The organism is Pseudomonas sp. BJP69, from assembly GCF_007633355.1.
Lineage (GTDB): Bacteria > Pseudomonadota > Gammaproteobacteria > Pseudomonadales > Pseudomonadaceae > Aquipseudomonas > Aquipseudomonas juntendi.
This window is the reverse complement of sequence record NZ_CP041933.1, coordinates 1,684,955-1,711,765: the sequence shown is the minus strand read 5'-3', so window position 1 is coordinate 1,711,765 and position 26,811 is coordinate 1,684,955. Positions and strand designations below refer to the sequence as shown.

Below are 26,811 nucleotides of genomic sequence, written 5' to 3'. Positions count from 1 at the left end.
TCTCTTACGGATCGGGGCTGTCGATGGTCAGGTGTTGGGTAGCCTGGGTCGCGCTGGACAGGGGTGCACCTTGGCCGATCCACTCACCTTGGGTCGGCTGACCAGCACGCGACACACGTGCCATCAGTTGGACTTCTGCAAAGTCGGACAGTTTCATCTGCGGCATCATCGCGTCCGCATCAGAAAGCTCCACCTCGATCGGCAACTGCGCCACCGTCACCCGCTTGGCCGCCAATGGCATCGGTGGGCCATTGCTGGCGCGGGCGAAGATGAACACGGTGTCGTTCGGCTTGACCTTGTCCCGCAATGCCGCCGCCAGCTCCACCCGCACCTTCAGGCGCGCCGCGACCGGCGCGGGTTCGTTCGCCCGCGCCGGCGAGCTGCCCAGGCGCTCGGCAGCGCGGTCGATGCCGCCTTGCAATGCCGCGCGCGATGCATCGCCCTCGGGCAACTGCGCCAGCAAACGCTGCCAGTAATCGATGGCTTGCTGGTAACGCTCGCCTTCGAAAGCGGCGATACCGCGCAGCCCCAGGCTGGTGACTTCGTTGGGGTCGCCCTTCAAGGCTTCGTCGGTGAGGGCCTGCAGCTGTGGGCTCCACTGTTTGTCAGCAGCAAAATACAGGGCTTGCGCCCACTGCCCCAGCAGCTCTGGCTGACGCCCGGCCAGGGCCACGGCACGTTCAAAGGTACGCGCAGCATCTGCCGGGCGCTGCTCGGCCATGTAGGCACGGCCGAGGAAGTACACGGCTTCGGCCGAGTCTGGCTGGGCTTTTACCACACGCTCCAGGCGCGTGGTCATTTCCTCCATCGACTTCGGCGCCTGGGCAAACTCCTGGGTCAGGGCCACCTTGTCGGCTGCGCCGAAATGCAGGTACAACCCCAACGCCAGCACCGGCACCAACACCGCGGCCAGCAGGGGGAGTGCCTTGCCCAGGTGGCCTTGGCGCGGGGCGTCAGCGCCCTCGGTGTCGGCCAGCAGCTCACGGGCGGCTTCGTCGCGGCCCTGGGCCAACTGCGCTGCGTCCAGTACCCCGGCAGCCTGCTGCGCAGCCAGTTCGGCGACCCGCTCCTGATACAGGGCCACGTTCAGGGCGGTGCGGTCTTCTTCCTGTTGGCGACGACGGCCACGCAGGATCGGAATCAGCAGGAAGCTGAGGGCAGCGAGCAACAACAGGCCCGCGCTAAGCCAGAATTCAATCATGGGTCGGTTCTTTTTCCAGCAGTTTGGCGAGACGCTCGCGTTCTTCAGCAGACAATGCATCGGTGCCTGGCGTGGCACTGCCACGGCGCCGGCGCACGATCAGCGCCAACACCACGAACCCGCCCGCCAGCAGCAGCCCTGGGCCGAACCACAGCAGCCAGGTGCGACCACTGAGCGCCGGCTTGTAGCGCACGAAATCGCCATAGCGGTCGACCATGAAGTCCACGATCTGCTGGTTGCTCTTGCCCTCGCCCAGCATGCGGAAGATCTCCCGGCGCAGGTCGGCAGCGATGGGGGCGTTGGAGTCGGCAATGTCCTGGTTCTGGCACTTCGGGCAGCGCAGTTCCTTGGTCAACGCCTGGTAACGCTGGCGCTCTGCCTCGTCGCGGAACTGATAGGTATCGATGGCCGCCTTGGCCACGCTGGCCAGGCTCATGCCCAGCAGCACCGCTGCCAGCCAACGCCTCATGGTTTGGCCTCGTCGACCAGGCCCTGGTACAGCGGCGCCAGCTGCTCACGCCACACCGTGGCATCGACGATGCCCACATGCTTGTAGCGGATGATGCCCTTGGCATCGATCAGGAATGTTTCCGGCGCGCCGTACACCCCCAGGTCCAGGCCCAGGCTGCCCTGCTCGTCACGGATGTCCAGCTGGTAGGGGTTGTGGAAATCGGCCAGCCATTTGCGCGCTGCGACGTTGTCGTCCTTGTAGTTGACCCCGTGAATCACCACGCCCTGCTGCGCCAGCTGGTTCAGGTACGGGTGCTCCACCTTGCACGACGGGCACCAGGTGGCCCACACGTTGACCAGTGCCGGGCGGCCGTGCAGGTCAGCCTCGGTCAGGGTACGGTCGCCCTGGGTCGAGGCCAGGGAAAACGCCGGGAACGCTTTGCCGATCATTGCCGAGGGCAGCTCGTCGGGCTTGAGGAACAGGCCCTTGTAGAGAAACACCGCCACCAGCAGGAACACTGCCAGGGGCACTACCATGATCCAACGCTTCATGCAGCTGCTCCAGACACGCCCAGGGCTTCACGCACCCGGGTCTTGACCTTGACGCGGTAGCGCCGGTCGAGGGCCGCCAGCAACCCGCCCAGGGCAGTCAACAGACCGCCCAGCCAGATCCAGCGGACATAAGGCTTGATATGCACGCGCACCGCCCAGGCGCCGTTCTCCAGCGGCTCGCCGAGGGCCACGTACAGGTCGCGGGTGAAGCCGGCATCGATGCCGGCTTCGGTCATCATCGACTGCTGCACGGTGTACAGGCGTTTTTCCGGGTGCAGGGTGGTCACAGCCCGGCCATCGCGGCTGACCACGATCGTGCCTTTGTCGGAGATGAAGTTGGGCCCTTCGAAGTGCTTGGCACCTTCGAACAGGAAGTGGTAGCCACCCAACTCGACGCTCTCGCCCGGCGCCATGCGCAGGTCGCGTTCGGCGCTGTTGTTGCTCGACAACACCACGCCCAGCGCGCACACCGCCAGGCCCAGGTGCGCCAGCTGCATGCCCCAGTAACTGCGGCCCAGCCCCGGCAGGCCCTTGACCAGCCCCTTGTGGCGCGTCTTGTCGAGGATGTCACGCAGCCCGCCGAGCACCACCCAGGCAGCCAGGGCGAAGGCAGTCAGCGTCGGCCAGTCGAAGTCATCGACGATCAGGCCGGCCAGCGGTGCAAGGATGGCGCTGCCCACCAGCACCGGGCTCATCATGCTCACCAGCCATTTGCCCGGGGTGTCCTTCCAGCGCACCACCACGCCAATGCTCAACACCACCATCAGCAGCGCCATCAACGGCAGGAACAACGCATTGAAATACGGTGGGCCCACCGACAACTTGGCCCCGGTAAGGGCATCGAGCACCAGGGGGTAAAGGGTGCCGAGCAGGATCATGGATGCCGCCACCACCAGCACCAGGTTGTTGGCCAGCAGCAGTGTTTCCCGCGACCACAGGGCAAAGCCTACCTGGCTTTTGACCACCGGCGCGCGCAGGGCGAACAAGGTCAGCGACCCCCCGACCACGAACAGCAGGAAGATCAGGATGAAAATGCCCCGCGACGGGTCTGCGGCAAACGCGTGCACCGAGGTCAGCACGCCGGAACGCACCAGGAAGGTGCCCAGCAGGCTCAGCGAGAACGCGGCAATCGCCAGGAGCACGGTCCAGCTCTTGAACACCCCGCGCTTTTCGGTCACCGCCAGCGAGTGGATCAGCGCAGTGCCCACCAGCCAGGGCATGAACGAGGCGTTTTCCACCGGGTCCCAGAACCACCAGCCACCCCAGCCCAGTTCATAGTAGGCCCACCATGAGCCCAGGGTAATGCCCACCCCCAGAAACGCCCAGGCGACGATGGTCCATGGCCGCGACCAGCGCGCCCAGGCGGCATCCAGGCGGCCACCGAGCAAGGCGGCGATGGCGAAGGCAAAGGCCACCGAGAAGCCCACGTAACCCATGTACAGCATGGGCGGGTGCACGATCAGGCCGAAGTCCTGCAGCAGCGGGTTGAGGTCGCGGCCGTCGGTCGGCACCTGCGGCAGCATGCGCTGGAACGGGTTGGAGGTGATGATCAGGAAGCTCAGGAAACCTACGCTGATCATGCCCATCACTGCCAGCACGCGGGCCAGCATCACCTGCGGCAACTGCCGCGAGAACACCGACACGGCAAAGGTCCAGCCACCGAGAATCAGCGCCCACAACAGCAAAGAGCCTTCGTGGGCGCCCCACACGGCGCTGAACTTGTAGTACCACGGCAAGGCGCTGTTGGAGTTGCTGGCCACGTAGGCCACCGAAAAGTTGTCGGTCATGAAGGCGTGGGTCAGGCAGGCGAAGGCGAACGCCAGGAACGCGAACTGCCCCCAGGCCGCAGGCCGTGCCAGGCTCATCCACAGGCTGTCGCCGCGCCAGGCGCCAAGCAGCGGCACGCTGGCCTGCACGGCTGCAAAGCAGATGGCCAGGATCATCGCCAGCTGGCCCAGTTCAGGTATCACCAGTGCGGCGTTCATGGCTTGCTCCCCCCGCCAGCGGCTGCCTGGCCGCTTTCCTTGAGGGCCTTGGTAACCTCGGGCGGCATGTATTTCTCGTCATGCTTGGCCAGCACTTCATCGGCTACCACCACGCCCTGGTCATTGAGCTTGCCCAGGGCGACGATGCCCTGCCCTTCGCGGAACAGGTCGGGCAGGATGCCGCGGTAGGTGATCGGCACCGATTTGTTGAAGTCGGTGACCACGAAGCGTACGTCCAGCGAGTCGGACGAGCGTTGCACCGAGCCTTTCTCGACCATGCCGCCCGCGCGGATACGGGTGTCCAGCGGCGCTTCGCCATTGGCAATTTGAGTGGGGGTATAGAACAGGTTGATGTTCTGCTGCAGTGCGCTCAAGGCAAAGCCGACGGCAACCCCGACGCCGACCAACAGGCCGGCGATGAGCAACAGGCGTTTCTTGCGCTGCGGATTCACTGGTTGTTCTCCCGGCGCAAACGGCGCGCCTCTTCTTGCAGGTAGCGACGGCGAGCCAGCAGCGGCGCGGCGACATTCAGCGCCAGCACCACCAGGCAGATGCCATAGGCCGACCACACGTACAGGCCGTGGTGGCCCATGGCAAGGAATTCGCCGAAGGTGGCAAAGCTCATGGTGCGGCCCTCCGCCCAAGGCTGTTCAAGACTTCGTCCTTGACCCAACTGGCGCGCGCCTCGCGCTTTAGCACTTCCAGGCGCATGCGCAGCAGCAGCACAGCGCCGAAGAAGCAGTAGAAACCCAGCGCCGTGCACAGCAGCGGCAGCCACATTTCTGCCGGCATCGCCGGTTTTTCGGTGAGGGTGAAGGTGGCGCCCTGGTGCAGCGTGTTCCACCACTCCACCGAGTACTTGATGATCGGGATGTTCACCACGCCGACGATCGCCAGCACCGCACAGGCTTTGGCTGCGCTGTCACGATTACTGATCGCCTGGCCCAGCGCAATAATGCCGAAGTACAGGAACAGCAGGATAAGCATGGACGTAAGTCGGGCATCCCACACCCACCAACTGCCCCAGGTCGGCTTGCCCCAGATGGCACCGGTGACCAGCGCCACCGCGGTCATCCAGGCGCCGATCGGGGCGGCACATTGCAGGGCGACATCGGCCAGCTTCATCTTCCACACCAGCCCCACCACCCCGGCCACGGCCAGCAGCACATAGCAGGACTGCGCCAGCATCGCCGCCGGCACGTGGATATAGATGATGCGGAAGCTGTTGCCTTGCTGGTAGTCCTGGGGGGCGAAGGCCAGGCCCCAGGTGATGCCGACCAGCAACAGAAGCACGGCGGCAGTGGCCAGCCATGGCAGCATGCGGCCGCTGATGGCATAGAACCATTTCGGGGAGCCCAGCTTGTGGAACCACGTCCAGCTTATTTTCATCAGGGTACATCCAGGGTATTTGCCGGGCTTGAGAGCCCGGGACTCGTTATTCGCCGACGCTGATCTTCAGCCCGGCCGCTATCGCAAAGGGTGCCAGGGTCACGGCCAGGGCAGTGAGGCTGGCGAGCCAGAGCAAATGGCCGGTTGCCGGCATATTCTGCAACGCCGCTTGCAACGCACCACTGCCCAGGATCAATACAGGGATATACAACGGCAAAATCAGCAACGCCAGTAACAAACCACCGCGCTTGAGGCCAACGGTCAGCGCCGCGCCTACTGCACCCAGCAAGCTCAGCACTGGCGTACCCAGCAGCAGTGAAGCAAGCAGCACCGGCAGGCAGTGGCCGGGCAAGCCCAGCATCAAGGCCAGCAGCGGCGCCAACAATACCAGCGCCAGCCCGGAAAAGATCCAGTGCGCCAGCACCTTGGCCAGCACCAGCAGCGCCAGCGGCTGCGGCGACAGCACCCACTGCTCCAGCGAGCCGTCCTCGAAATCACTGCGGAACAGGCCGTCCAGGGACAGCAGCACCGCCAGCAACGCGGCCACCCACACCAGGCCCGGCGACAAGGTTTGCAACAATTGGCTCTCGGGGCCAACCGCCAGCGGGAACAGGGCCACGACGATGGCGAAGAACACCAGCGGGTTGGCCAATTCGGCCGGGCGCCGGAACAACAGGCGCGCTTCACGGCGCAGCAACAGGATGAATACGCTCATGCCGCCCATTGCCCCAGGTTCAGTTCACGGTAACCGCCTGGCTTGCGCGTCAGCGTATGATGGGTGGTCAGCACGACGGTGCCGCCCTGCTCGCAGTGCGCCGCAAGGTGTGCTTCCAGTTGCGCCACGCCTTGCTTGTCGAGGGCGGTGAACGGCTCATCGAGAATCCACAGCGGCGGGCCGGCCAAGTGCAAGCGGGCCAGGGCCACGCGGCGCTGCTGGCCGGCCGACAGGGTGTGGCAAGGCACGTCTTCGAACCCGCGCAGGCCCACCGCCGCCAGCGCTGCCCAGATAGCGTCGCGGCTGGCCGGTTGATGCAGGGCGCACAGCCAGGTGAGGTTTTCCTCGGCGGTCAGCAGGTCCTTGATGCCGGCGGCATGGCCAATCCATAGCAGGAGGCTGGCCATGGCATGACGCTGCTCAGCCAACGGCTTGCCCCCCAGCAGGATCTGCCCGGCGGTTGGCTGCATCAGCCCGGCCAACAGGCGCAGCAGGCTGGTCTTGCCACTGCCGTTGGGCCCACTGATCTGCAGCATGTCGCCCGCGCCCAGCTCGAAATCGAGTTGCTCGAACAGCAGGCGCCAGTCGCGCTCGCAGGCCAGGCCTGCGGCTTGGAGGTGGAAGGTCACGGTTTCGCCTTATGTGTAGAGGGCCTCAGGTCGGTGTTGCCTGGTTGGCAGGCGAGCCAACCTGAAGCCCGTGTCTCAAGTCGCCCGGTGCGCTGCCGTTATACTGGCAACCACGGGCGGTCGGCATTATTGCACGCGCCGCTGCGCTGCCAAGAGGCCGGGTCCGACAGGTTGTATACAATCATGACTGAAATCAATAGTCTCGGCGCACAAACTGCGCTTGGCAACCAAGCCACCAAGGCGGCCATGACCGGCGAGGTCCTGCGCCTGGTCCAGCCCCAGCCCGGTTTGCTGGCGCCCGGCGAAACCGCGCAAGCCCAAGTGCTGGCGTTGCGTCAGAGCGGCCAGGAGTTCCAGCTGCTCCTGCGGCTGGTCCAGGCCAACGGCGCACAGACCCAGCTGCAGGCCAGCGCCGGCCAACCCCTGGCCCCAGGTAGCCAGGTTACCGTCAGCCAGACCGAAGGCAATCGCCTGGCCATTTTATTGCAGCAGGCCACTGCCAGCCAGGTCGCCACCCTGACCCGCCTGGATACCCGCGAGGTACCTGTCGGCACGCTCCTGCAAGGCAAGGTCCTGACCAACCAGGCATTGGCCCAGGCGCCTGGGCAGGCGCCGGTCTATCGGGCACTGATCAGTTTGCTCAACAGCGCCCAGGCCGGCGCCACCCTGAGCGTCGACAGCCCGCGCCCGCTGGCCGTTGGCAGCCTGCTCAGCGCGCTGGTGCAAGGTGATCAGTCACTGCGCTTCGTGCCACTGAGTGGCAGGCAGGACCAACTGAGCATCGCTCAGCAGCTAATGACCCAACAGAACCGCCAGGCCTCGCTGCCCAGCCTGCTCGACGCGCTGCAGCAGCTCACCCGCAGCGCCGATGCCCCTGGCGACCTGCGCGCCAGCGCCGAACGCCTGCTGGCCGGCCTGCCGGACGTACGGCAACTGGCGGACGCCAAAGGCGTGGCACAAGCCCTGAGCAACAGCGGCGCCTTCCTTGAAGCAAAATTGCTGGGGGGCTACCCAGCCGCTGTCGCCACCGACCTCAAGGCCCACCTGCTGCGGCTGGTGGCGCAGGCACCGAACCTGCCGCCCGGCACGCCAAGCCTGGCTCCGGACAGCCTGGCCGTGACCATGCCCGCCGTGGCACGCGGAGCCCTGAGCCTGCTCGAACGGGTCAGCCCCAAGCCACAGCCTGGGGCATTCCCGCTGCCGTCGCGGTTGCTGAACGCGCTGGAAGACGAAGGCGACCTGCAACAGCTGCTGCGCCTGGCCGCAGCGGCCATTTCCCGCCTGCAGAGCCACGCCATGAGCAGCCTGCAACAAAGCGGCACACTGGAAAACGGCAACCTGCAGACCACGTGGCAAACCGAAGTGCCGATTCGCCACGGCCAGGAGTTCATTCCCCTGCAGGTCAAACTGCAGCGCGAAGAAACGCCACGCCAGCAGGCCGATCGCGAACATGAAGCAGCGGACTCGCTGCGAGCCCTTTGGCGTATCGACCTGGCTTTCGACCTGCCCCCGCTGGGCCCCATGCAGGTCCAGGCCCAGTTGAATCAAGGGCAGCTGTCGGGCCAACTGTGGGCCGAGCGCGAGCAGACCGCGCGCCTGATCGACAGCCAGCTGGACAGCCTGCGCGAACGCTTGCTTGCCCGCGGCCTGGAGGTCGGCGACCTGGAATGCCGCGCGGGCATCCCACCGCAAGGGCCCCGTACCCGAGTAGAACAACGCTGGGTGGACGAAAACGCATGAACGACCGACAACCCCGCCAGGCCATTGCCTTGAGCTACGATGGCCAGCAGGCGCCGAGCCTGACGGCCAAAGGTGACGACAGCGTAGCCGAGGCCATACTGGCCCTGGCCCGCGAGCACGACGTTCCGATCTATGAAAACGCCGAGCTCGTACGCTTGCTGGCGCGCCTGGAACTGGGCGAGCAGATCCCCGAGGCGCTGTACTTGACCATCGCCGAAATCATCGCCTTTGCCTGGCAACTGCGTGGCAAGGTGCCCGTGGGCTTCGACGACGAACCGCCGGGCGAGCGCGACATTACCCCTGCGCCTTCGCCGATGAACGTGCTGCCAGGGGATGACAGCATTAATTAGCACTTGACCGGTGTGCCCGCTGGCTACCCTGCAACGCCCGATAGCCACGGACACCCAACGATGAACTTCCCACAACCCATGAAGCAGCGCCTGTTGCACAGTGCGCTGGCCCAGATGCCGCGCCCCGATACATTGGCCGACAAGTTATTGCGCGACTGGCTTGCGCAACGCGGTGTGCTCCTGTCCCCCGCTGACATCGACGTCGTCACCTTCCACTACCAGGACGCGGAGCGCGAAGAGGGCCAGCCCTGGCTACCTCCACAGGCCAAGGTGATTCAACGCACCAGCCTGACCGATGCCCTGCTGGCCAACTGGCAAGGTGAACCGAGTACAGGCAGCGGGGGGCTTCACATTGGCGATTGGGCGGGTATTGCCCCGCTGCATGCGGTGACGTTTGTCGACCGTATGCGGCCACCTCCCCTGCTTTCCAACGCGATGTCCTACCTGGTCTTCAACGGCCTGTACCGACGTACCGCGAATCAGGAGCTCAGCCCGGCGACACTGCTGCCCATCCGTGCCGAAGTTTTTCAGGACTATGTGTGGGGCTTGCACCTGCACGAACGGCTGAAGGCCCAACTGGACAGCTACTGGCAGCAAAGTCGGAAAGAATACGCACGCGCACTGGAAATGGCCTTCATCACCGCCTGCAACAAGCAAGTCAACGAGGGCAGCCTCAGTGTCCCTGCCTGGCGCCTTGCCTGGCAGGCCGCCGGCCTGTTGCCCCTGGATACGCGGGCGATAACCACCCGCCTGCTGAATGTGTACGGTTATCACAGTACATCGATCATCTACATCAAGGCCGACGACAGCAGCACCGTCGTCCTTTATATGCCGGGCAACGCGTCGCCCCTGCACGAATTCCCGGACCTGTCTGCGCTCAAGCACTGGTTTGCCGAGCAATGCAAAGACCCAGAACGCCGCGAGTGGCTACAACAATGTTTCTCACCCGCGGACTGGGAGGACGGGCTGGAATTCAGCGGCCTCGTCACGGCCTTGAAAGGGCTGGGCTGCTATCCCGCCGCGCATACCCTGCCCGACGATCATCCCGGCTTTGCCACCAGTGGTACATGGGCCCCTGAAAATACCATCGAGTTTGGCTCGCCAACCACCAGCTTACCTATCACAGGTAACCTGTTCGATCACTTGGCCAATCGCCAGAAGCAGCGCAGCTACGACGACCTGGATTACCGCGTCATCACCAACCGCCAGGTCGTCAAGACGCATTGGGGCAGCTACCTGAACGTTGCCCAGTGCTTGCTGGCACCTTTATGCGTGGTGGTGCCCGAGCTCCTTGCGGTGATGGTGCTGGGCGGCGTGGCACAGTTCAGCCTGGGCATGGACCAGGTGATCAACGGCCACTCGCTGGACGAGAAAGTCGAAGGGGTCGAGAACCAGGTCTTCGGCCTGTTCAATGCCTTGCCCTTGCCTATCGGCATCGCCCGCGCCAGCCAGGCGTTTCACTACCGTTTGCCAGGTTTGCTACGGCCGTCCCAGTTGGCGGATGTGCTGGGCGAAGCGGCCAATGTAAGCGTGCCGACGGATGCATTGCAGTTGATACCGGCACAAGCAGCGTTTCGTGAGACGGTACAGATTCCGACAGGCTCACAAAGGGTGGTAGTGACGCACGTTGGGGATGATATGGGCCACTATTTCGAAGGTGCATTCCAGTCGTCACAAGGGTTCAAAATGCAACCTGTGGTGTACGACTTGCACACCGATAGTTTTATCAAGCTCTCTGAATACAAGCAGGCAACGCCTGAGCGCTGGAAGATTGACACCGGCGAACCAGCGGGGCTAGTGCGCGTTGCCAATGCCCAGCGGGTCGTCACCGACGCACAGCGCATGTTCACCCTCCGGCAGTTGGGCATCGAACTGGATCTACCCATCGACTACACGTACTTCAACACCCTGGAACGTACGCCGATTCCGCGCATCGTTTCCAGCATTTGGGTGGGTGACAAGGCCATTTCCCCTGTTTTCCTGGAGGCGCTCGTACACAATGCCCAAGCGCTGGAAAACAGTGATTACCAGTACCAACTGTTCCTCTCGCGGCAAAGCCCCAGGGCCTATGACGCCAACCTTACGCTGCTCAGGAGCAGGACACTTCACATGAGCGTCCTGACGCTCGAGGATCAACCGTTCTACCAAGAGTTCACGCGGTCGCCCTATTTCGCCCAGTACCAGGCAGCACTTGGAATTACCAACCCAGGCATCACCAATTACAGCTCGGCCAGCGACATTCTGCGCTACCGCATGCTCAAGCACATCGGTGGTTTCTATCTGGATGCCGACGACCGCGTGCTCAACGCCGCTTCGGGGCCAGGCACCTCGCCGCTGACCAACCAGACCTTGCGAACGACCACCAATGGCTTGCTCCTGTACCCCCCGGTATCCAATGATCAACTGGGTTTCTACGTCAAATACAACAACAGCATGATCGGCAGCCACCCCGGCAACCCCACACTGGACGCCATTTCCGAGGCCATCCTGCAACGGTTCCAGCTAGACCCCACGTTTTACACTGAACGGCCCGATCGGGTATTCAACCCTGTAGGCTTCAACGCTTATGCTCGCCGCCTCTGCCGCCTGACCGGGCCTGGGGTGCTCAATGATGTGATCGACGCGCAGCTGCCCTGGCTTAGGCAGTTACGCGGCATGTGCAGACTGCTGATTTCGCCTCTCTACGACCTGCACGGCACCCTCGACACGAGCCAGTTGACCCAACTGATTCGTGAGCATGTGCCGCTGGACCGGTTCTTCGAGGCAGGTCGGGCGCATAGCTGGGAACACAACTGAAGGGCCATAGCAGGCGTATGTAGTTATCTACCACTGGCGTGCAGCAGCATCCTGCAACCTTGCAGCTCCCACTCACGCAAGGTAACCACGATGCGCACTACCGGGATCAACGCCACTGGCGTGCACTATGTCCGCGATCATTTGAACCATGTCCCTCGGCCCGATCGCCAGGCCAGCCAGGCCGTGAAGCAATGGTTCGCCGAGCAGGGCCATGACCTCGACCCCGACCGGGTCGATGTGGTGACCCTGCACTACCGTTCCGACCGCAAAGGCGGCAGCCTGGCAGAGGTCAGGCAATGCATCAGCCTAAGCCAGGCCGTGCTCAGCAACTGGCAGGGCGAAAGCAATAACGACCTGTTCGGCGCCTTGTTCCGTGCGCCCTGGGCCGGCACTTTGCCAGAAGGCCCGGTGCGGATCGTCAATGCCCTGCCCGCCCGGGGTTTCAACCACTATGGCGCCGAATTTTCGGTCTTCAATGGGCTGTTCCGGCGCACCGAACCACCGCGCTATGACGCCACTACCCATGTGCCGGTAGCCGCCGAAAGTTTCCAGCAATTCATCGAGAACCTGGACTTCCAGGCACCCTTCAAGAACACCCTGCACACCTACTGGCGCGAGCACATGAGCGCACACCGCCTGGCGTGCAAGCTCAATTTCATTGCCGCCTGCAACAAGCAGGTCAGCGAAGGCAGCCTCAGCGAAGCCGCACGGAAATTGCTGTGGCAAGCCGCCGAGTTGATGCCGCGGGTCGACAAGCTGCGCATGAGCACCCTGAGCATCTATGGCTACGCCGCCACCGACCTGCTTTACCTGTGCAACCCAAGCACGGACCTGACAGTGCTCTACATACCCGGCAACAGCTCACCCTTGCTGGAGTTCGCCAGCGAAAATGCGCTGAAGGACTGGGTCGGCGAGCAGTGCAAAGACCCACTCAAGCGTGAAGCCCTGAAACAGCATTTCCGGCTGGCCGACAGGCCACAGGGCGTGGATTTCAGCGGGCTGGATACCGCACTCGACGGGCTGGCCGAGTACCCCCGGCGCCACGTGTTGCCGCCGGAACACGGCATGTTCAACGATGATGGCATCTGGCCGCCGCGCACCTACGTCAACTACCGGCCAAGCCGCTACAACCCGAGGATCACCGGCGACTTGTTCCAGGCGCTGGCCGAGCGCCAACGCCAACGCAGCTTCGACGACGCCGACTTCATCATCACCAGCGACAGCCAGGTCAGCAAAGCCAAGTGGCGGGGCTACCTGCTTACCACCCTCAATTTACTGGCACCGCTGTGCCTGGTGGTACCCGGCTTGGCGCCGGTGCTGGCGCTCGGTGGCATTGCGCAGTTAGGCCTTGGCCTGGATGAAGCGATCAACGGCAAGACCCTGCAGGCACGGCAGGACGGGGTAGCCAACATCACCTGGGGGCTGTTCAATGCAGTGCCATTGCTGTTGACAGGGGCGTCCAAAGCCTCGGCACTGTTCCAGTTCAAGAGTGATGGCTTCGTGCCGCCGATTCGGCTCAACGACCAGATCGGTTACCCAATGAGCCCGGTGCGCGCCCCCATACTGCTGGCCCCGGCGCCCGAAGGTGCGCCCTACTTCCATATCTGCGAACCGATCCCGCCGCTGCCGCAAGCAGACCCGCTCACCGCCGAGGCCGTGATCCGCAGGCCGAGGTACAACGGCATGCCGGACACCTTGGAATCGGTGATCGACGACTACATCAAGGAGGTGGTGTATGACCTTGAACGGGATGCCTTCATCCTGGACGAGGACATCAACGACGTTGAGCCCGTTGGCTACGTGGCAAGCCCTGATGCTCGCGGCCTGGTACCCGAGCCCCGCGAGCGCGTAGTCACCGACGCGATGCGCACCGCCACCCTGCGCGCGCTGGGTATCGATCTGGTGCTGCCGGGTGAAATCCCACACGCCCCTGCCAACAGCTTGCCCATCCCCAAGCGGATTTCCTGCCTCTGGGTAGGTGACAAGACCTTGCGCCCGGCCTTGCTGAGCAACCTTGCCCACAATGTCGCGGCGCTGGAAAACAGTGATTACAGCCTGCGCCTGTTCCTGTCCACGGCCAACCCTGGCGCTTACGAAGAAAACCTGCGTCTGCTGGCCGAACAGGCGCCGGGGCTGCAGGTGCTACCCCTGGAAGAACAGGCGTTCTTCAGGGCATTCCAGCAGACCAAGTACTATGCCCAGTACGACGCGGCGCTGGACGGCAATGGTGGCGTGGCCACCAACTATGCGTCGGCGAGCGATGTGCTGCGCTACCCGCTGCTGCACCATGAAGGGGGGTTGTACATGGACGTCGACGACACGCTACGGGTGCCAGGCAAGGCCAGGCAACCAGAGCACGGCGAACCACCTGCAACGCCCACCGAAGCGATCAATGAGGTGGACCTGTGCATCCCGCCCAACGGCTTGCTGCTGGCGCCGCCGATGGCCAACGAGAAACTGAGCATGAACTGCCTGTACAACACCAGCCAGATCGGTAGCCACCCTGGCAACCCGACCCTGGAGGCGATCAGCGAGGAAATGCACGCACGCTTCCGCATCCATTCGGACTTCTATGACCACAGACCTAGCCTGGCCGAAGACCCACTGAACTTCTACCGGTATGCCAGCCGCCTGAGCTACCTGACCGGCCCGCGCCTGCTCAGCGACGTGATCGACCAGCAATTGCCCAACCTCGCAACCTTGCGCCAGATGGTCAACCTGTACAACATCCCGCGCATCAATACCGCCACCTTCATCAACACCAGCGCGCTGAGGGAGGCCGTGCACCAGCAATTGCCGCTCAACCGCATCGCCACGGTCGGCGGCAATCACTCCTGGGTCCAGACCTGAGCCTGGGCGCAGGCCTGAGCGGGCCTTGAAGCGGCCCGCCAGGCTCAGTCGCTACGGTGCAGCTTGCTCATCAGCTCTGCCTCGGCCTGGGTCAGGCCGCAGCTCTCGGTCAGCTCGGCGATGCTGGCGCCCATGCCGACCAGCTTGGCTGCCTGGGAGAACGTCACGTTATGAGGGTCGCGTTGCTCCAGTTGCTGGATCCGGTCCGGCAAGGGGGCAACCGCCACGTTCAGCTCGTGCAGCGCGTCCCCCATGCGCACCGTGACGTTCTGGTAGTCATCCAGGCGTTTGGCGAGGTCCTTGATGCGCTGGTCGCGCAAGGCATCGCCCACGGCCTGCTGCGCGGCCACTTCGCGCTGGCGTTTGCTGTAGTTGAGGAAGAACCAGAGGCTCAAGGCCCACAGCAACGCCAGAAAGATTACCGCAACCTCAAAGATCAACTCAGATGTTCTCCAGCTCGGACCACTCTTCCTCAGTCATCATCTTGTCCAGTTCGACCAGGATCAGCAGCTCGCCGTTCTTGTTGCACACGCCCTGGATGAACTTGGCCGACTCCTCGTTACCCACGTTCGGCGCGGTTTCGATTTCCGACTGGCGCAGGTAGACCACCTCGGCCACGCTGTCGACCAGGATACCGACCACTTGCTTGTCGGCCTCGATGATGACGATACGGGTGTTGTCGGTGACTTCGGTCGGCATCAGGCCAAAGCGCTGGCGGGTATCGATCACCGTGACCACGTTGCCACGCAGGTTGATGATGCCCAGCACATAGCTGGGCGCACCCGGTACCGGCGCGATCTCGGTGTAACGCAGCACTTCCTGCACCTGCATCACGTTGATGCCGTAGGACTCGTTGTCCAGCCGGAACGTTACCCACTGCAGGATTGGATCTTCAGAACCTTGTGCAGACGACTTTTTCATTCCCCTAGCCCTCTAAATCCGCTTACTGGCGGTTGTGTTCGGTGTCATTTGTTTGTCGTGCAGCTGCTTGACTGCGCCGCTGGCGATCAGCTCGGCCAGTGCGGCAACATCGAGCAATGCACACATGTGTTCAATTACCGTGCCGGCCAACCACGGGCGCTGGCCACGCTGGCTGCGCCACTTGATTTCCGACGGGTCCAGCCGCAACGAACGGCTGACCTGGTGCACGGCCAGTCCCCATTCGTAGCCCTGCACCGAAATCACGTACTGCAGGCCCTGGCGGAAATCGTCGCGGTAGCGGTCGGGCATCACCCAGCGCGCCGTATCCAGGACCTTGAGGTTGCCCGCCTGGCAGGTGAGGATGCCAAGGAACCATTCGGGCTGACCGAACAGCGGTGTCAGCTCCTGGCCGGCCAGGGTGTAGATCGAGCCCAGGCACACCAGTGGTACGGCCAGGGTCAGGCCGGCGACATCGAACAACAGGCATTCGAAGGGTTCGGCGGCCCAGGCCGGGCGGCCGTCGACAGTGGCCGGTGGCACGGGCGGCGCTGGCAGGTGCACGTCGACCAGTGGCAGCGCCGGTTCCAGCGCAGGTGCTTCGACCAGCACCGGTATGGCCGCCTCGGCCACCACGTCGTGCTCGACCACCGTCACCACCGGCGGGTCTACCGGCATCACGCTGGGCAGCACCGCCAGGCGGGGTTCGGCGAAAGGCCGAGGCGCAGGGCGGGCAACGGCCACGAGCGGTTCGGCAGGTTGCGGCTGGCGGGCATCGCGGGCCTGTTCCTCGCGCACGGCTTCAGCGAACTCATCGGCTGCAGCGGGCTCTACGGGGGGCTGCAACAGCGCCTCGTCTTCGGTGGCCTCCTGCAGCAGGCCATCCAGATACGATTGCAAGGCCATCTGTGGCCGGGTGCCGGTGTACCGGGTCTGGGTCATCAGGCCACCTGCGCTGCGGGTTTGTAGGTCAACAGGTGCTTGAGCAGTGCCCGGTAGGCGACCAGCCCACGGCTCTTGGCGTCGAACTGCGAGGGCGTCACGCCCTTGCGGCTGGCGTCGCGCAGGCGCGTATCCACCGGAATATAGCCCTGCCATACATGCTGGCCGTAGGTGTCACGCAGCAGCTTCAGGGTGCCCAGCGAGGCCTGGGTGCGGCGGTCGAACAGCGTCGGCACGATCTGGTACGGCAGCGCCTGCTTGCGTGACCGGTTGACCATGGCCAGGGTCGCGACCATGCGCTCAAGCCCCTTCACCGCAAGAAACTCGGTTTGCACCGGGATCACCAACTGCTGGCTGGCGGCCAGGGCATTGACCATCAGCACGCCGAGCAAGGGTGGGCTGTCGATCAAGGCAAAGTCGAAATCCTGCCACAACTGCGCCAGACTCTTGGCGATCACCAGGCCCAGGCCATTCTGCCCCGGCGACTGGCGCTCCAGCACGGCCAGCGCGGTGCTCGACGGCAACAGCGAAATCCGCTCGTCGCTGGTGGGCAGCAGCAGTTGCCCCGGCAAGCCCTCAGGCACGCTGCCTTTGTGCAGGAACAGGTCGTAGCAACTGTGCTCGAGGGCATCAGGGTTGTGGCCGAAGTAACTGGTCATCGAACCGTGCGGGTCCAGGTCGACGACGACCACGCGCTTGCCGGCCTCGGCCAGCAGGCCGGCCAAAGCGATGGTCGTGGTGGTCTTGCCGACGCCACCTTTTTGATTGGCTACTGCCCAGACTCTCATCAAGCAAACTCTATGTATTGATTTGAAAGCGCGTGCGATCGATGTGGCAGCGGGCGAGCCCGCGAACACCGGCGAAGCCGGTGCCAATCACCGCGTCGCCTGCTTCGCGGGCTCGCCCGCTCCCACAGGGAACGGCGTCACAGTCAAAATTGTGCTTGTAGCAGTGCCAGAGAATTGACGAATCACTGCCCGGCCACCGTTGCTGGCGTAGCCGGTGCACTTTGTGTGCCAGCCCGGCGCAGGGCAGCATCCGGTGTCGCATTGGCGCTACCCGAGCCCGTCAGGCTGCGGCGCACTTCCAGGTTACGGGAAATCACCAACACCACCCGCCGGTTGCGCGCGCGGCCATCGGCGGTGTCATTGCTGGCTACCGGCTGGTACTCGCCATAGCCGACCGAAGCCATGCGGGCCGGGTTTACCCCCTCCATGGCCAGCAGGCGCACAATGCTCGCCGCCCGCGCCGACGACAGCTCCCAGTTGGTCGGGTACTGCGCGGTGCGGATCGGCAGGTTGTCGGTGAAACCCTCGACATGCACCGGGTTGGCGAACGGCTTGAGAATATCGGCCACCTTCTCGATGATGGCGAACGCCTTGTCGCTGGGCATGGCATCGCCACTGCCGAACAACAGCGATGAATTGAGCTCGATCTCGATCCACAGTTCGTTGCCGCGCACGGTCATCTGGTTGCTTTTGATCAGGTCGCCAAAGGCATCGCGCACGTCATCGCTGATGGTCTTCAGCGGGTCGGTATTGGTTGCCGCAAGGCCCGCTTCGGTCTGCTCGCTGTCGTTGACCAGCGGCTCGGCCGGGCGCACGGTCAATGGCTTTTCCTCGCCCACGGGGATGGGTTTCATGCTGCGCTCAGGGTCGTTGAACACCCCGAGCAGCGCCTGGGAAATGACCTTGTACTTGCCCTCGTTGATCGACGAAATCGAGTACATCACCACAAAAAATGCGAACAGCAAGGTAATGAAGTCGGCGTATGACACCAGCCAGCGTTCGTGGTTTTCGTGTTCCTCGGTATGACGGCGGCGGCGCATGGGTTACTCCATGAAGCCTTGCAGCTTCAGCTCGATGGAGCGCGGGTTTTCACCCTCGGCAATCGACAGCAGACCTTCGAGCAGCATTTCGCGGTAGCGCGACTGGCGCATGACCACGGCCTTGAGCTTGTTGGCGATCGGCAGCAGCACCAGGTTGGCGCTGGCCACACCGTAGATGGTGGCGACGAAGGCCACGGCGATGCCATTGCCCAGTTGCGACGGGTCGGCCAGGTTGCCCATCACGTGGATCAGGCCCATGACCGCACCGATGATGCCGATGGTAGGCGCGTAACCGCCCATGCTCTCGAACACCTTGGCCGCCTGGATATCGCGGCTTTCCTGGGTCAGGAAATCGACTTCGAGGATACTGCGAATGGCTTCTGGCTCGGCGCCATCGACCAGCAGCTGCAAGCCTTTGCGCGCATACGGGTCGGGCTCGCTGTCGGCCACCCCTTCCAGGCCCAGCAAGCCTTCCTTGCGCGCGGTCAGGCTCCAGTTCACCACCCGGTCGATGCCACCCGCCAGGTCGACCCTGGGCGGGAACAGGATCCAGCGCAGAATCTGCAGGGCCCGCTTGAACGAGGCCAGCGGTGACTGCAGCAGTGCTGCCGCCAAGGTGCCGCCCAGCACGATCAATGCCGCCGGGCCATTGACCAGGGCACCGACATGGCCACCCTCGAGGAAGTTGCCACCGACAATGGCAACAAAGGCGAGGATCAGGCCGATCAGGCTCAGCACGTCCATCAGACGCAAGCCTCTACCAGGTGCTTGCCGATCTCGTCCAGGCTATACACCGCGTCGGCCAGGTTGGCCTTGACGATGGCCATGGGCATGCCATAGATCACACAGCTGGCTTCATCCTGGGCCCACACCGTACTGCCGCCCTGCTTGAGCAGGCGCGCACCTTCACGGCCATCGGCACCCATGCCGGTCAGCACCACCGACAGCACCTTGTCGCCATATGACTTGGCCGCCGAGCCGAAGGTGATGTCCACACACGGCTTGTAGTTCAGGCGCTCATCGCCCGGTAGGATCTTCACCGTGCCACGGCCATCGACCATCATCTGCTTGCCACCCGGGGCCAGCAGGGCCAAGCCTGGGCGCAGCATGTCACCGTCCTCGGCTTCCTTGACGCTGATGCGGCACAGTTTGTCCAGGCGTTCGGCAAACGCCTTGGTGAACGCAGCCGGCATGTGCTGGATCAGCACGATCGGTGCCGGGAAGTTGGCCGGCAGCTGGGTCAAGACCCGCTGCAGGGCCACTGGGCCGCCGGTGGAGGTACCGATGGCCACCAGTTTGTACGGCTTGCGTTTAGGTGCCGCAGCCGGCGCCGGCGCGGCTGCCGGGGCCCGGGCCGGCAGCGCACTGCGCGCCGCTGCCGGGCTGCCCACACCCGCCGCCGGCGCATGGCTGCTGGCAGGTGCCGGCGTTGCGGCCGGCGCAGGGCTGACGTAACTGCCAAACCGGCGGTTGCTGCGCGCCAGCGTATGCACCTTTTCGCACAGCAGTTGCTTGACCTTGTCGGGGTTGCGCGAAATGTCCTCGAAGTTCTTCGGCAGGTAATCCACCGCCCCCGCGTCCAGCGCATCGAGGGTGACCCGGGCGCCCTCATGGGTCAGCGAGGAAAACATCAACACCGGCGTCGGGCAGCGCTGCATGATGTGCCGGACCGCAGTGATGCCATCCATCATGGGCATTTCATAGTCCATGGTGATGACATCGGGCTTGAGCGCCAGCGCCTGGTCAATCGCTTCCTTGCCGTTGGTCGCGGTACCTACTACCTGGATCGTAGGATCCGCCGAGAGGATCTCCGAGACGCGGCGGCGGAAGAAACCGGAATCATCCACCACCAGGACCTTGACTGCCATAAACACTCCATTAGGCGGCGCAACCTGCCAAGGTGCGCCACCGAAATCAAATACGCCGCGCGGCGTAACGCTTGAGCATGCTCGGGACGTCGAGAATCAACGCAATACGACCGTCACCGGTAATGGTGGCCCCGGACATGCCCGGGGTACCTTGCAGCATCTTGCCCAGCGGCTTGATTACCACTTCTTCCTGGCCTACCAGTTGATCGACGACAAAGCCAATGCGCTGGGTGCCGACCGACAGGATTACCACGTGGCCCTCGTGCTGCTCTTCATGCACCTGGCCTTGCACCAGCCAGCGCTTGAGGTAGAACAACGGCAGTGCCTTGTCGCGCACGATCACCACTTCCTGGCCATCGACCACATTGGTACGCGACAGGTCGAGGTGGAAGATCTCGTTGACGTTGACCAGCGGGAAGGCGAATGCCTGGTTGCCCAGCATCACCATCAGGGTGGGCATGATCGCCAGGGTCAGCGGCACCTTGATGACGATCTTCGAGCCCTGGCCCTTGGCCGAGAAGATGTTGATCGAACCGTTGAGCTGGGAGATCTTGGTCTTCACCACGTCCATGCCCACGCCACGCCCGGACACGTCGGAAATCTCGGTCTTGGTCGAGAACCCCGGGGCGAAGATCAGGTTGTAGCAGTCCGACTCGCTCAGACGCTCGGCGGCGTCCTTGTCCATCAGGCCCTTCTCCACCGCCTTGGCCCGCAGGATGTTCGGGTCCATGCCCTTGCCGTCGTCGGAAATCGACAACAGGATGTGGTCGCCCTCCTGCTCCGCCGACAGCACCACGCGGCCCGTGCGCGGCTTGCCTGCGGCATCGCGCTCATCGGGCATCTCGATACCATGGTCGACGGCGTTGCGCACCAAGTGCACCAACGGGTCGGCCAGGGCCTCGACCAGGTTCTTGTCGAGGTCGGTTTCTTCACCGACCAGCTCGAGATTGATCTCTTTCTTCAACTGGCGCGCCAGGTCGCGAACCAGGCGCGGGAAGCGGCCGAACACTTTCTTGATCGGCTGCATGCGGGTTTTCATCACCGCGGTCTGCAGGTCGGCGGTGACCACGTCGAGGTTGGACACGGCCTTGGACATGGCCTCGTCGCCGCTGTTCAGGCCCAGGCGCACCAGGCGGTTACGCACCAGCACCAGTTCGCCGACCATGTTCATGATCTCGTCCAGGCGCGCCGTGTCGACGCGTACGGTGGTTTCCGCTTCGCTGACCGCATGCTTGTCGGCGACCGGGGCCGGCGTGCGCGCAGCTGCAGCAGGTTTGCTCGCAGCCGCGGGCGCTGGCGCAGGAGCCGCAGCTGGCTTGGCGGCCGCCGGGCTTTGCGGCTTGGCCGCTGCCGGCGCCTTGGCCGCAGGGGGGGCCTGGACTGCAGCGACGTCACCGCCGAATTTGCCCTTGCCATGCAACTGGTCCAGCAGCGCTTCGAATTCATGCTCGCTGATTTCGTCGCTGGTGGCGCTGGCGGTGCTGTCAGGCGCCACCTCGGCAGGTGCCGCCTTGGCGGCAGGCAAGGCGTCGGCCTGGAAGGTGCCTTTGCCATGCAGCTGGTCGAGCAGCGACTCGAATTCGGCATCGGTGATTTCGTCACTGGCCGCTTCGTGGCTGACGGCAGCAGCCGGCGCTGCAACTTCAGCAGTGAACTGGCCTTTGCCATGCAACTGGTCGAGCAGCGATTCGAACTCGGCATCGGTGATTTCATCACCGCCACCACTCACGCTCTCGCCTTGCAGCTGTTCCTCGGCCGCAGCTTGTGCCTTGACCGCATCGAGCGAATCGAGCAACTGCTCGAACTCGCTGTCGGTGATGTCCTGGTGCTGCTCCTGGTCCACCACCGGTGCCGCGGCAGGCGCTTGCGCGGCAGCCACCGGCACCACCGCTTCTTCGCCACCCTGCGGTTGCGCCGCACCCGGCTCGGCAAGGCGCGCCAAGGCCGCCAGCAGCTCGGGGGTTGCCGGCGTGACTTCAGCGCGCTCGCGCACCTGGCCAAACATGCTGTTGACCGTGTCCAGTGCCTCGAGCACTACGTCCATCAGCTCCGCGTCAACCCGACGCTCACCTTTGCGCAGCACGTCGAACACGTTCTCGGCGATATGGCAGCACTCCACCAGCTCGTTCAGCTGGAGGAAGCCGGCGCCCCCTTTTACAGTGTGGAAACCGCGAAAGATCGCATTGAGCAGGTCAGCATCGTCGGGCCGGCTTTCCAGCTCGACCAATTGCTCGGACAGTTGCTCAAGAATTTCGCCGGCTTCTACCAGGAAATCCTGGAGGATTTCTTCATCGGCGCCGAAGCTCATCAAAGGTGCTCCTTAAAAACCCAGGCTGGACAGCAGATCATCGACGTCGTCCTGGCCGGACACGACGTCTTCACGCTTATCGGCATGAATCTGCGGACCTTCACCCCGAGTCGGATGTTTTTCTCGATCTTTTTCTGCGCGCAATTGATCGTGGTCATGCTGAATGCCCGCAAAGCGGTCGACCTGACTGGCCATCAGCACCAACTTGAGCAGGTTGCTTTCCACTTCGGTCACCAGGTTGGTGACGCGCTTGATCACCTGCCCGGTCAGGTCCTGATAGTCCTGGGCCAGCAGAATGTCATTGAGGTGGCCGGCGACCTTGCGATTACCTTCGGCGCTGTGCGTGAGGAAACTGTCGACCCGCTTGACCAGGTCGCGGAATTCTTCCGCCGCCACTTCGCGGCGCATGAAGCGTTGCCAGTCGGTGCTCAGGGCCTTGGCCTCGCTGGCCAGGTCGTTGAGCACCGGGGTGCTTGCCTCGACCAGGTCCATGGTGCGGTTGGCCGCGCCTTCCGTGAGCTTGACCACATAGGACAGGCGCTCGGTGGCATCGGTAATCTGCGACACCTCTTCGGCCTGCGGCATGGTCGGGTCGATCTGGAAACTGACGATGGCACTGTGCAGCTCGCGGGTCAGCTTGCCGACTTCCTGGTACAGGCCGCGGTCGCGGGTCTGGTTCAGCTCGTGAATCAGCTGCACCGCCTCGCCGAAACGGCCCCGCTCCAGGCTTTCGACCAACTCCTGGGCATGTTTCTTCAGGGTCGATTCGAACTCGCCCAAAGAGTTATGTGATGAATCCATGGCGCGCCCCCTGACGTGACTCAGCCGTTGACGCGTTCGAAGATCTTCTCGATCTTTTCTTTGAGCACCTGCGCCGTGAACGGCTTGACCACGTAACCATTGACGCCGGCCTGGGCCGCTTCAATGATCTGGTCGCGCTTGGCTTCGGCAGTCACCATCAGCACGGGCATGGTTTTCAGCCGGTCGTGGGCACGCACCTTGCGCAGCAGGTCGATGCCGGACATGCCAGGCATGTTCCAGTCGGTCACCAGGAAGTCGTAATGGCCGTTTTCCAGCATCGGCAGCGCCGTGGTGCCGTCGTCGGCCTCATCGGTGTTGGTGAAGCCCAGGTCACGCAACAGGTTCTTGATGATCCGCCGCATCGTCGAAAAGTCGTCAACGATGAGGATTTTCATGTCTTTGTTCAAGTAGACCTCCAAGCAGTCTCAAACGCGCTCGGCCCCGAGCGCGCATTCAATCAATTCGGTACAACGTGGAAAACCGCGTGGAAACAGCCGCAACCCTAGCAGGCTCAGCGCGCCCGCCATTCCCCCAGGCGGCTACGCAGACGCGCGGCACACTGGCTGTGCAACTGGCTGACCCGCGACTCGCTGACCCCCAGCACCTCACCGATCTCCTTGAGGTTGAGCTCTTCGTCGTAGTACAGCGCCAGCACCAGGCGTTCACGCTCGGGCAAGTTGGCGATGGCCTCGGTCAGGGCTAGCTGGAAGCGCTCCTCCTCGAGGCCCCGGGCAGGTTCGACCTGGCCGCTGGCGCCGTCTTCATGCAGCCCTTCGTGCTCACCGTCCTGCAGCAGGTCATCGAAGCTGAACAAACGGCTGCCCAAGGTATCGTTGAGGATCGCGTAGTAATCATCGAGGCTCAATTGGAGTTCGGCAGCAACTTCATGATCTTTAGCGTCACGGCCGGTTCTGGCCTCCACGGCGCGCATCGCGTCGCTGACCATACGGGTGTTGCGGTGCACCGAACGGGGTGCCCAGTCGCCTTTGCGCACTTCGTCGAGCATGGCGCCGCGGATACGAATGCCGGCATAGGTTTCGAAGCTGGCGCCCTTGCTGGCGTCGTACTTGTTGGCCACTTCCAGCAAGCCGATCATGCCGGCCTGGATCAGGTCCTCGACCTGCACGTTGGCCGGCAAGCGCGCCAACAGGTGGTAGGCGATGCGCTTGACCAGGGGGGCGTAGCGTTCGATCAACTCGTACTGGGCGTCTTTCGCCGCCCGGCTGTACATCTTGAACCCGCTGGCGTTCATAGCACCGGTCCCGCGCTGGTCGGCTGCACCAGGCGCTCGACGAAGAACTCCAGGTGGCCACGTGGGTTGGCCGGCAGCGGCCAGCTGTCGACCTTCTGGGCAATCGCCTTGAAGGCCAGCGCGCACTTGGAGCGTGGGAAGGCTTCGTAAACGGCACGCTGCTTCTGCACCGCCTTGCGCACGCACTCGTCGTAGGGCACGGCGCCTACGTACTGCAGGGCGACATCCAGGAAACGGTCGGTAACCTTGGTCAGCTTGGCAAACAGGTTGCGCCCTTCCTGAGGGCTCTGGGCCATGTTGGCCAGCACGCGGAAGCGGTTCATGCCGTAGTCACGGTTGAGCAGCTTGATCAGCGCGTAGGCATCGGTGATCGAGGTCGGCTCGTCGCACACCACCAGCAGCACTTCCTGGGCGGCACGGACAAAGCTGACGACCGACTCACCGATACCCGCAGCGGTATCGATGACCAGTACATCGAGGTTGTCGCCGACTTCGCTGAACGCCTGGATCAGCCCGGCATGCTGGGCCGGCGCCAGGTGGACCATGCTCTGCGTACCGGAGGCAGCCGGTACGATGCGCACACCACCAGGGCCCTGCAATATCACGTCACGCAGCTCGCAGCGCCCTTCGATGACATCGGCCAGGGTCCGTTTGGGCGTCAGGCCCAGCAACACGTCGACATTGGCCAGGCCCAGGTCGGCATCCAGCAACATGACCCTGCGGCCGAGTTCGGCCAACGCCAGGGACAGGTTCACTGAAACGTTAGTCTTGCCGACGCCACCTTTGCCACCGGTCACGGCGATCACCTGTACGGGATGCATGCTACCCATGTTTGTAATTTACCTTGTATCGCTGGGACCCAGGCCACACGTAGGGCAATTCTGCGTACCCCTTGGCATAGCTACTTTGCACACGTTTCATACTCAACCCGCTCGCCGTGGGTTGTGGTAGAGATCAGCGAACATGTCGGCCATTGCCTCTTCGCTGGGCTCCTCCTGCTGCTGCACATTGACCGCGCGGGACACCAGCTGGTGCCCCCGCGGCAGGTGCAGGTCGTCAGGAATGCGCGGGCCGTCGGTAAGATAGGCCACAGGCAAATCATGACTGATGGCAAGGCTCAGCACATCGCCAAGGCTTGCCGTTTCATCGAGCTTGGTCAGGATGCAGCCGGCCAGGCCACAGCGCTTGTAGCTGTGGTAGGCGGCGGTCAGCACCTGCTTCTGGCTGGTGGTGGCCAGTACCAGGTAATTCTTGGCGGCGATGCCACGGCCGGCCAGGGTTTCCAGCTGCATGCGCAGGGCCGGGTCGCTGGCCTGCAGGCCGGCGGTGTCGATCAGCACCACACGCTTGCGCAGCAGCGGCTCCAGCGCTGCCGCCAGCGACTGGCCTGGGTCGACATAGGTGACCGGGACATTGAGGATGCGGCCAAGGGTCTTGAGCTGCTCCTGGGCACCGATGCGGAAGCTGTCCATGCTCACCAGCGCCATGTTCTGCGCGCCGTACTTGAGCACGTAGCGCGCCGCCAGCTTGGCCAGGGTGGTGGTCTTGCCCATGCCGGCCGGGCCGACCATGGCGATCACACCGCCTTCTTCGATCGGCTCTACCTCGGGAATTTCGATCATGCGCGCCAAGTGCGCCAGCAACATGCGCCAGGCATGGCGTGGCTCTTCGATTTCGGCGGTCAGCTCCAGCAACTCGCGGGCAATCGGCCCGGACAGGCCAATGCGCTGCAGGCGCCGCCAGATGTTGGCCTGTTGTGGCTTGCTGCCCTGCAGCTGGGTCCAGGCCAGCGAGCCGAGCTGCACTTCCAGCAGTTCGCGCAGGCCCGACAGTTCGGAGCGCATGGCATCGAACAGGCGCGGGTCAACGGGCGCCGGCGCCGTGGCGGCCGCCGCCTGTGGGGCATCGACATGGGGCTCGACCAGCGGCTCGGCAGCGGTCAGCGACTGCCCGGCGAACAATTGGCGGTTGTTATCGCTGCTGTCCTGGCGGTGGCCCAGCTCGGCCTGGGCCGTGGCAATGCGCGTGTGGGTCTTGCGCAGCTCTTCTTCCAGCTCGGCATTGGGCACACGCGGGGCCAGGGCGGACAGCTTGTAGTCCAGCGCGGCCGTCAGCTCGACACCGCCGGCAATGCGACGGTTGCCAATGATCGCGGCATCGGCGCCCAGCTCATCACGGACCAGTTTCATGGCCTGACGCATATCGGCGGCGAAAAATCGCTTAACTTGCATTATCCA

At 63.7% G+C, this 26,811-nt stretch carries 26 protein-coding genes; 4 read left to right on the top strand and 22 right to left on the bottom strand.

The window, feature by feature from the left end:
- Window positions 1-4: 4 nt before the first annotated feature.
- From ccmI to ccmA, 9 genes are read right to left on the bottom strand one after another with little or no spacing between them, the layout of a single operon-like run.
- Window positions 5-1,201, bottom strand: a complete 1,197-nt coding sequence (gene ccmI / locus FPB55_RS08015; protein ID WP_144187937.1) for a c-type cytochrome biogenesis protein CcmI — start codon at window positions 1,199-1,201, stop codon at window positions 5-7.
- Window positions 1,194-1,670, bottom strand: a complete 477-nt coding sequence (locus tag FPB55_RS08010) for a cytochrome c-type biogenesis protein (protein WP_054890112.1) — start codon at window positions 1,668-1,670, stop codon at window positions 1,194-1,196. The genes ccmI and FPB55_RS08010 overlap by 8 nt, the downstream gene beginning before the upstream one ends.
- Window positions 1,667-2,203: a DsbE family thiol:disulfide interchange protein gene (locus FPB55_RS08005; protein WP_144187935.1), complete on the bottom strand. Its 537-nt coding sequence runs from the start codon at window positions 2,201-2,203 to the stop codon at window positions 1,667-1,669. The genes FPB55_RS08010 and FPB55_RS08005 overlap by 4 nt, the downstream gene beginning before the upstream one ends.
- Window positions 2,200-4,173 (bottom strand): heme lyase CcmF/NrfE family subunit, encoded by a 1,974-nt coding sequence (locus FPB55_RS08000; RefSeq protein ID WP_178097535.1) that lies wholly within the window; start codon window positions 4,171-4,173, stop codon window positions 2,200-2,202. Before FPB55_RS08000 ends, FPB55_RS08005 begins: the two co-directional genes overlap by 4 nt.
- An 11-nt stretch (window positions 4,174-4,184) precedes the next feature.
- Window positions 4,185-4,640, bottom strand: coding sequence for a cytochrome c maturation protein CcmE (ccmE, locus tag FPB55_RS07995; RefSeq protein WP_009681934.1), 456 nt, complete (start codon window positions 4,638-4,640; stop codon window positions 4,185-4,187).
- Window positions 4,637-4,813, bottom strand: coding sequence for a heme exporter protein CcmD (gene ccmD, locus FPB55_RS07990; RefSeq protein ID WP_009681933.1), 177 nt, complete (start codon window positions 4,811-4,813; stop codon window positions 4,637-4,639). The genes ccmE and ccmD overlap by 4 nt, the downstream gene beginning before the upstream one ends.
- Window positions 4,810-5,577, bottom strand: a complete 768-nt coding sequence (locus FPB55_RS07985) for a heme ABC transporter permease (protein WP_054890110.1) — start codon at window positions 5,575-5,577, stop codon at window positions 4,810-4,812. Before FPB55_RS07985 ends, ccmD begins: the two co-directional genes overlap by 4 nt.
- Before the next feature lie 46 nt (window positions 5,578-5,623).
- A complete protein-coding gene (gene ccmB, locus FPB55_RS07980) occupies window positions 5,624-6,292 on the bottom strand; it encodes a heme exporter protein CcmB (RefSeq protein WP_115295243.1) in 669 nt (222 codons plus the stop codon).
- Window positions 6,289-6,921: a cytochrome c biogenesis heme-transporting ATPase CcmA gene (gene ccmA, locus FPB55_RS07975; protein WP_054904662.1), complete on the bottom strand. Its 633-nt coding sequence runs from the start codon at window positions 6,919-6,921 to the stop codon at window positions 6,289-6,291. Before ccmA ends, ccmB begins: the two co-directional genes overlap by 4 nt.
- 183 nt (window positions 6,922-7,104) lie before the next feature.
- On the opposite strand from ccmA, the gene FPB55_RS07970 reads away from it, so the two are divergent.
- From FPB55_RS07970 to FPB55_RS07955, 4 genes are all read left to right on the top strand, one after another.
- Window positions 7,105-8,661, top strand: a complete 1,557-nt coding sequence (locus tag FPB55_RS07970) for a flagellar hook-length control protein FliK (protein ID WP_144187931.1) — start codon at window positions 7,105-7,107, stop codon at window positions 8,659-8,661.
- A complete protein-coding gene (locus FPB55_RS07965; RefSeq protein WP_054911368.1) occupies window positions 8,658-9,011 on the top strand; it encodes an EscU/YscU/HrcU family type III secretion system export apparatus switch protein in 354 nt (117 codons plus the stop codon). The genes FPB55_RS07970 and FPB55_RS07965 overlap by 4 nt, the downstream gene beginning before the upstream one ends.
- 60 nt (window positions 9,012-9,071) lie before the next feature.
- Complete coding sequence (locus FPB55_RS07960; protein ID WP_144187929.1) at window positions 9,072-11,807, top strand: DUF6543 domain-containing protein; 2,736 nt, start codon at window positions 9,072-9,074, stop codon at window positions 11,805-11,807.
- 90 nt (window positions 11,808-11,897) lie between these two features.
- Window positions 11,898-14,657 carry a DUF6543 domain-containing protein gene (locus tag FPB55_RS07955; RefSeq protein ID WP_125855051.1) on the top strand — a complete coding sequence of 920 codons (2,760 nt, stop codon included), beginning with the start codon at window positions 11,898-11,900 and terminating at the stop codon, window positions 14,655-14,657.
- A 44-nt stretch (window positions 14,658-14,701) separates the two neighbouring features.
- Here the strand turns inward: FPB55_RS07955 and FPB55_RS07950 are convergent, their stop codons facing one another.
- From FPB55_RS07950 to flhF, 13 genes are all read right to left on the bottom strand, one after another.
- Window positions 14,702-15,097: a DUF2802 domain-containing protein gene (locus tag FPB55_RS07950; protein ID WP_009681924.1), complete on the bottom strand. Its 396-nt coding sequence runs from the start codon at window positions 15,095-15,097 to the stop codon at window positions 14,702-14,704.
- Window position 15,098: 1 nt separating this feature from the next.
- Complete coding sequence (locus FPB55_RS07945; protein WP_003254393.1) at window positions 15,099-15,578, bottom strand: chemotaxis protein CheW; 480 nt, start codon at window positions 15,576-15,578, stop codon at window positions 15,099-15,101.
- A 12-nt stretch (window positions 15,579-15,590) separates the two neighbouring features.
- The gene (locus FPB55_RS07940; RefSeq protein ID WP_144187927.1) at window positions 15,591-16,517 is read right to left on the bottom strand and encodes a CheW domain-containing protein; all 927 of its coding nucleotides are present in this window, start codon (window positions 16,515-16,517) and stop codon (window positions 15,591-15,593) included.
- Window positions 16,517-17,305, bottom strand: coding sequence for a ParA family protein (locus FPB55_RS07935; protein WP_009681922.1), 789 nt, complete (start codon window positions 17,303-17,305; stop codon window positions 16,517-16,519). The genes FPB55_RS07940 and FPB55_RS07935 overlap by 1 nt, the downstream gene beginning before the upstream one ends.
- A 182-nt stretch (window positions 17,306-17,487) precedes the next feature.
- The gene (motD, locus tag FPB55_RS07925; RefSeq protein WP_009681921.1) at window positions 17,488-18,345 is read right to left on the bottom strand and encodes a flagellar motor protein MotD; all 858 of its coding nucleotides are present in this window, start codon (window positions 18,343-18,345) and stop codon (window positions 17,488-17,490) included.
- Window positions 18,346-18,348: 3 nt separating this feature from the next.
- A complete protein-coding gene (locus FPB55_RS07920) occupies window positions 18,349-19,089 on the bottom strand; it encodes a flagellar motor protein (protein WP_009681920.1) in 741 nt (246 codons plus the stop codon).
- The gene (locus FPB55_RS07915) at window positions 19,089-20,213 is read right to left on the bottom strand and encodes a chemotaxis response regulator protein-glutamate methylesterase (protein WP_054881286.1); all 1,125 of its coding nucleotides are present in this window, start codon (window positions 20,211-20,213) and stop codon (window positions 19,089-19,091) included. The genes FPB55_RS07920 and FPB55_RS07915 overlap by 1 nt, the downstream gene beginning before the upstream one ends.
- 46 nt (window positions 20,214-20,259) lie before the next feature.
- Window positions 20,260-22,521 (bottom strand): chemotaxis protein CheA, encoded by a 2,262-nt coding sequence (locus FPB55_RS07910; RefSeq protein ID WP_125855050.1) that lies wholly within the window; start codon window positions 22,519-22,521, stop codon window positions 20,260-20,262.
- 12 nt (window positions 22,522-22,533) lie between these two features.
- A complete protein-coding gene (locus tag FPB55_RS07905; RefSeq protein WP_054881284.1) occupies window positions 22,534-23,322 on the bottom strand; it encodes a protein phosphatase CheZ in 789 nt (262 codons plus the stop codon).
- A 20-nt stretch (window positions 23,323-23,342) separates the two neighbouring features.
- Window positions 23,343-23,717, bottom strand: coding sequence for a chemotaxis response regulator CheY (locus tag FPB55_RS07900; protein WP_166524971.1), 375 nt, complete (start codon window positions 23,715-23,717; stop codon window positions 23,343-23,345).
- A gap of 116 nt (window positions 23,718-23,833) precedes the next feature.
- Window positions 23,834-24,574, bottom strand: a complete 741-nt coding sequence (fliA, locus tag FPB55_RS07895) for an RNA polymerase sigma factor FliA (protein ID WP_009683227.1) — start codon at window positions 24,572-24,574, stop codon at window positions 23,834-23,836.
- The gene (fleN, locus tag FPB55_RS07890) at window positions 24,571-25,413 is read right to left on the bottom strand and encodes a flagellar synthesis regulator FleN (RefSeq protein ID WP_172828404.1); all 843 of its coding nucleotides are present in this window, start codon (window positions 25,411-25,413) and stop codon (window positions 24,571-24,573) included. The genes fliA and fleN overlap by 4 nt, the downstream gene beginning before the upstream one ends.
- Window positions 25,414-25,497: 84 nt before the next feature.
- Window positions 25,498-26,805 (bottom strand): flagellar biosynthesis protein FlhF, encoded by a 1,308-nt coding sequence (gene flhF / locus FPB55_RS07885; protein ID WP_115293636.1) that lies wholly within the window; start codon window positions 26,803-26,805, stop codon window positions 25,498-25,500.
- Window positions 26,806-26,811: the final 6 nt, after the last annotated feature.

What these genes read in the sequence shown, in the direction of transcription:
- FPB55_RS08010 (WP_054890112.1), bottom strand. Translation starts at nt 1,670, where the DNA reads ATGAGGCGTTGGCTGGCAGCGGTGCTGCTGGGCATGAGCCTGGCCAGC.
- FPB55_RS07985 (WP_054890110.1), bottom strand. Translation starts at nt 5,577, where the DNA reads ATGAAAATAAGCTGGACGTGGTTCCACAAGCTGGGCTCCCCGAAATGG.
- flhF (WP_115293636.1), bottom strand. Translation starts at nt 26,805, where the DNA reads ATGCAAGTTAAGCGATTTTTCGCCGCCGATATGCGTCAGGCCATGAAA.
- FPB55_RS07905 (WP_054881284.1), bottom strand. Translation starts at nt 23,322, where the DNA reads ATGGATTCATCACATAACTCTTTGGGCGAGTTCGAATCGACCCTGAAG.
- FPB55_RS07900 (WP_166524971.1), bottom strand. Translation starts at nt 23,717, where the DNA reads ATGAAAATCCTCATCGTTGACGACTTTTCGACGATGCGGCGGATCATC.
- FPB55_RS07920 (WP_009681920.1), bottom strand. Translation starts at nt 19,089, where the DNA reads ATGGACGTGCTGAGCCTGATCGGCCTGATCCTCGCCTTTGTTGCCATT.
- FPB55_RS07935 (WP_009681922.1), bottom strand. Translation starts at nt 17,305, where the DNA reads ATGAGAGTCTGGGCAGTAGCCAATCAAAAAGGTGGCGTCGGCAAGACC.
- FPB55_RS07965 (WP_054911368.1), top strand. Translation starts at nt 8,658, where the DNA reads ATGAACGACCGACAACCCCGCCAGGCCATTGCCTTGAGCTACGATGGC.
- motD (WP_009681921.1), bottom strand. Translation starts at nt 18,345, where the DNA reads ATGCGCCGCCGCCGTCATACCGAGGAACACGAAAACCACGAACGCTGG.
- FPB55_RS07960 (WP_144187929.1), top strand. Translation starts at nt 9,072, where the DNA reads ATGAACTTCCCACAACCCATGAAGCAGCGCCTGTTGCACAGTGCGCTG.
- FPB55_RS07945 (WP_003254393.1), bottom strand. Translation starts at nt 15,578, where the DNA reads ATGAAAAAGTCGTCTGCACAAGGTTCTGAAGATCCAATCCTGCAGTGG.
- fliA (WP_009683227.1), bottom strand. Translation starts at nt 24,574, where the DNA reads ATGAACGCCAGCGGGTTCAAGATGTACAGCCGGGCGGCGAAAGACGCC.
- ccmB (WP_115295243.1), bottom strand. Translation starts at nt 6,292, where the DNA reads ATGAGCGTATTCATCCTGTTGCTGCGCCGTGAAGCGCGCCTGTTGTTC.
- FPB55_RS07970 (WP_144187931.1), top strand. Translation starts at nt 7,105, where the DNA reads ATGACTGAAATCAATAGTCTCGGCGCACAAACTGCGCTTGGCAACCAA.
- ccmD (WP_009681933.1), bottom strand. Translation starts at nt 4,813, where the DNA reads ATGAGCTTTGCCACCTTCGGCGAATTCCTTGCCATGGGCCACCACGGC.
- FPB55_RS07915 (WP_054881286.1), bottom strand. Translation starts at nt 20,213, where the DNA reads ATGGCAGTCAAGGTCCTGGTGGTGGATGATTCCGGTTTCTTCCGCCGC.
- ccmI (WP_144187937.1), bottom strand. Translation starts at nt 1,201, where the DNA reads ATGATTGAATTCTGGCTTAGCGCGGGCCTGTTGTTGCTCGCTGCCCTC.
- FPB55_RS07940 (WP_144187927.1), bottom strand. Translation starts at nt 16,517, where the DNA reads ATGACCCAGACCCGGTACACCGGCACCCGGCCACAGATGGCCTTGCAA.
- FPB55_RS08005 (WP_144187935.1), bottom strand. Translation starts at nt 2,203, where the DNA reads ATGAAGCGTTGGATCATGGTAGTGCCCCTGGCAGTGTTCCTGCTGGTG.
- FPB55_RS07910 (WP_125855050.1), bottom strand. Translation starts at nt 22,521, where the DNA reads ATGAGCTTCGGCGCCGATGAAGAAATCCTCCAGGATTTCCTGGTAGAA.
- FPB55_RS07955 (WP_125855051.1), top strand. Translation starts at nt 11,898, where the DNA reads ATGCGCACTACCGGGATCAACGCCACTGGCGTGCACTATGTCCGCGAT.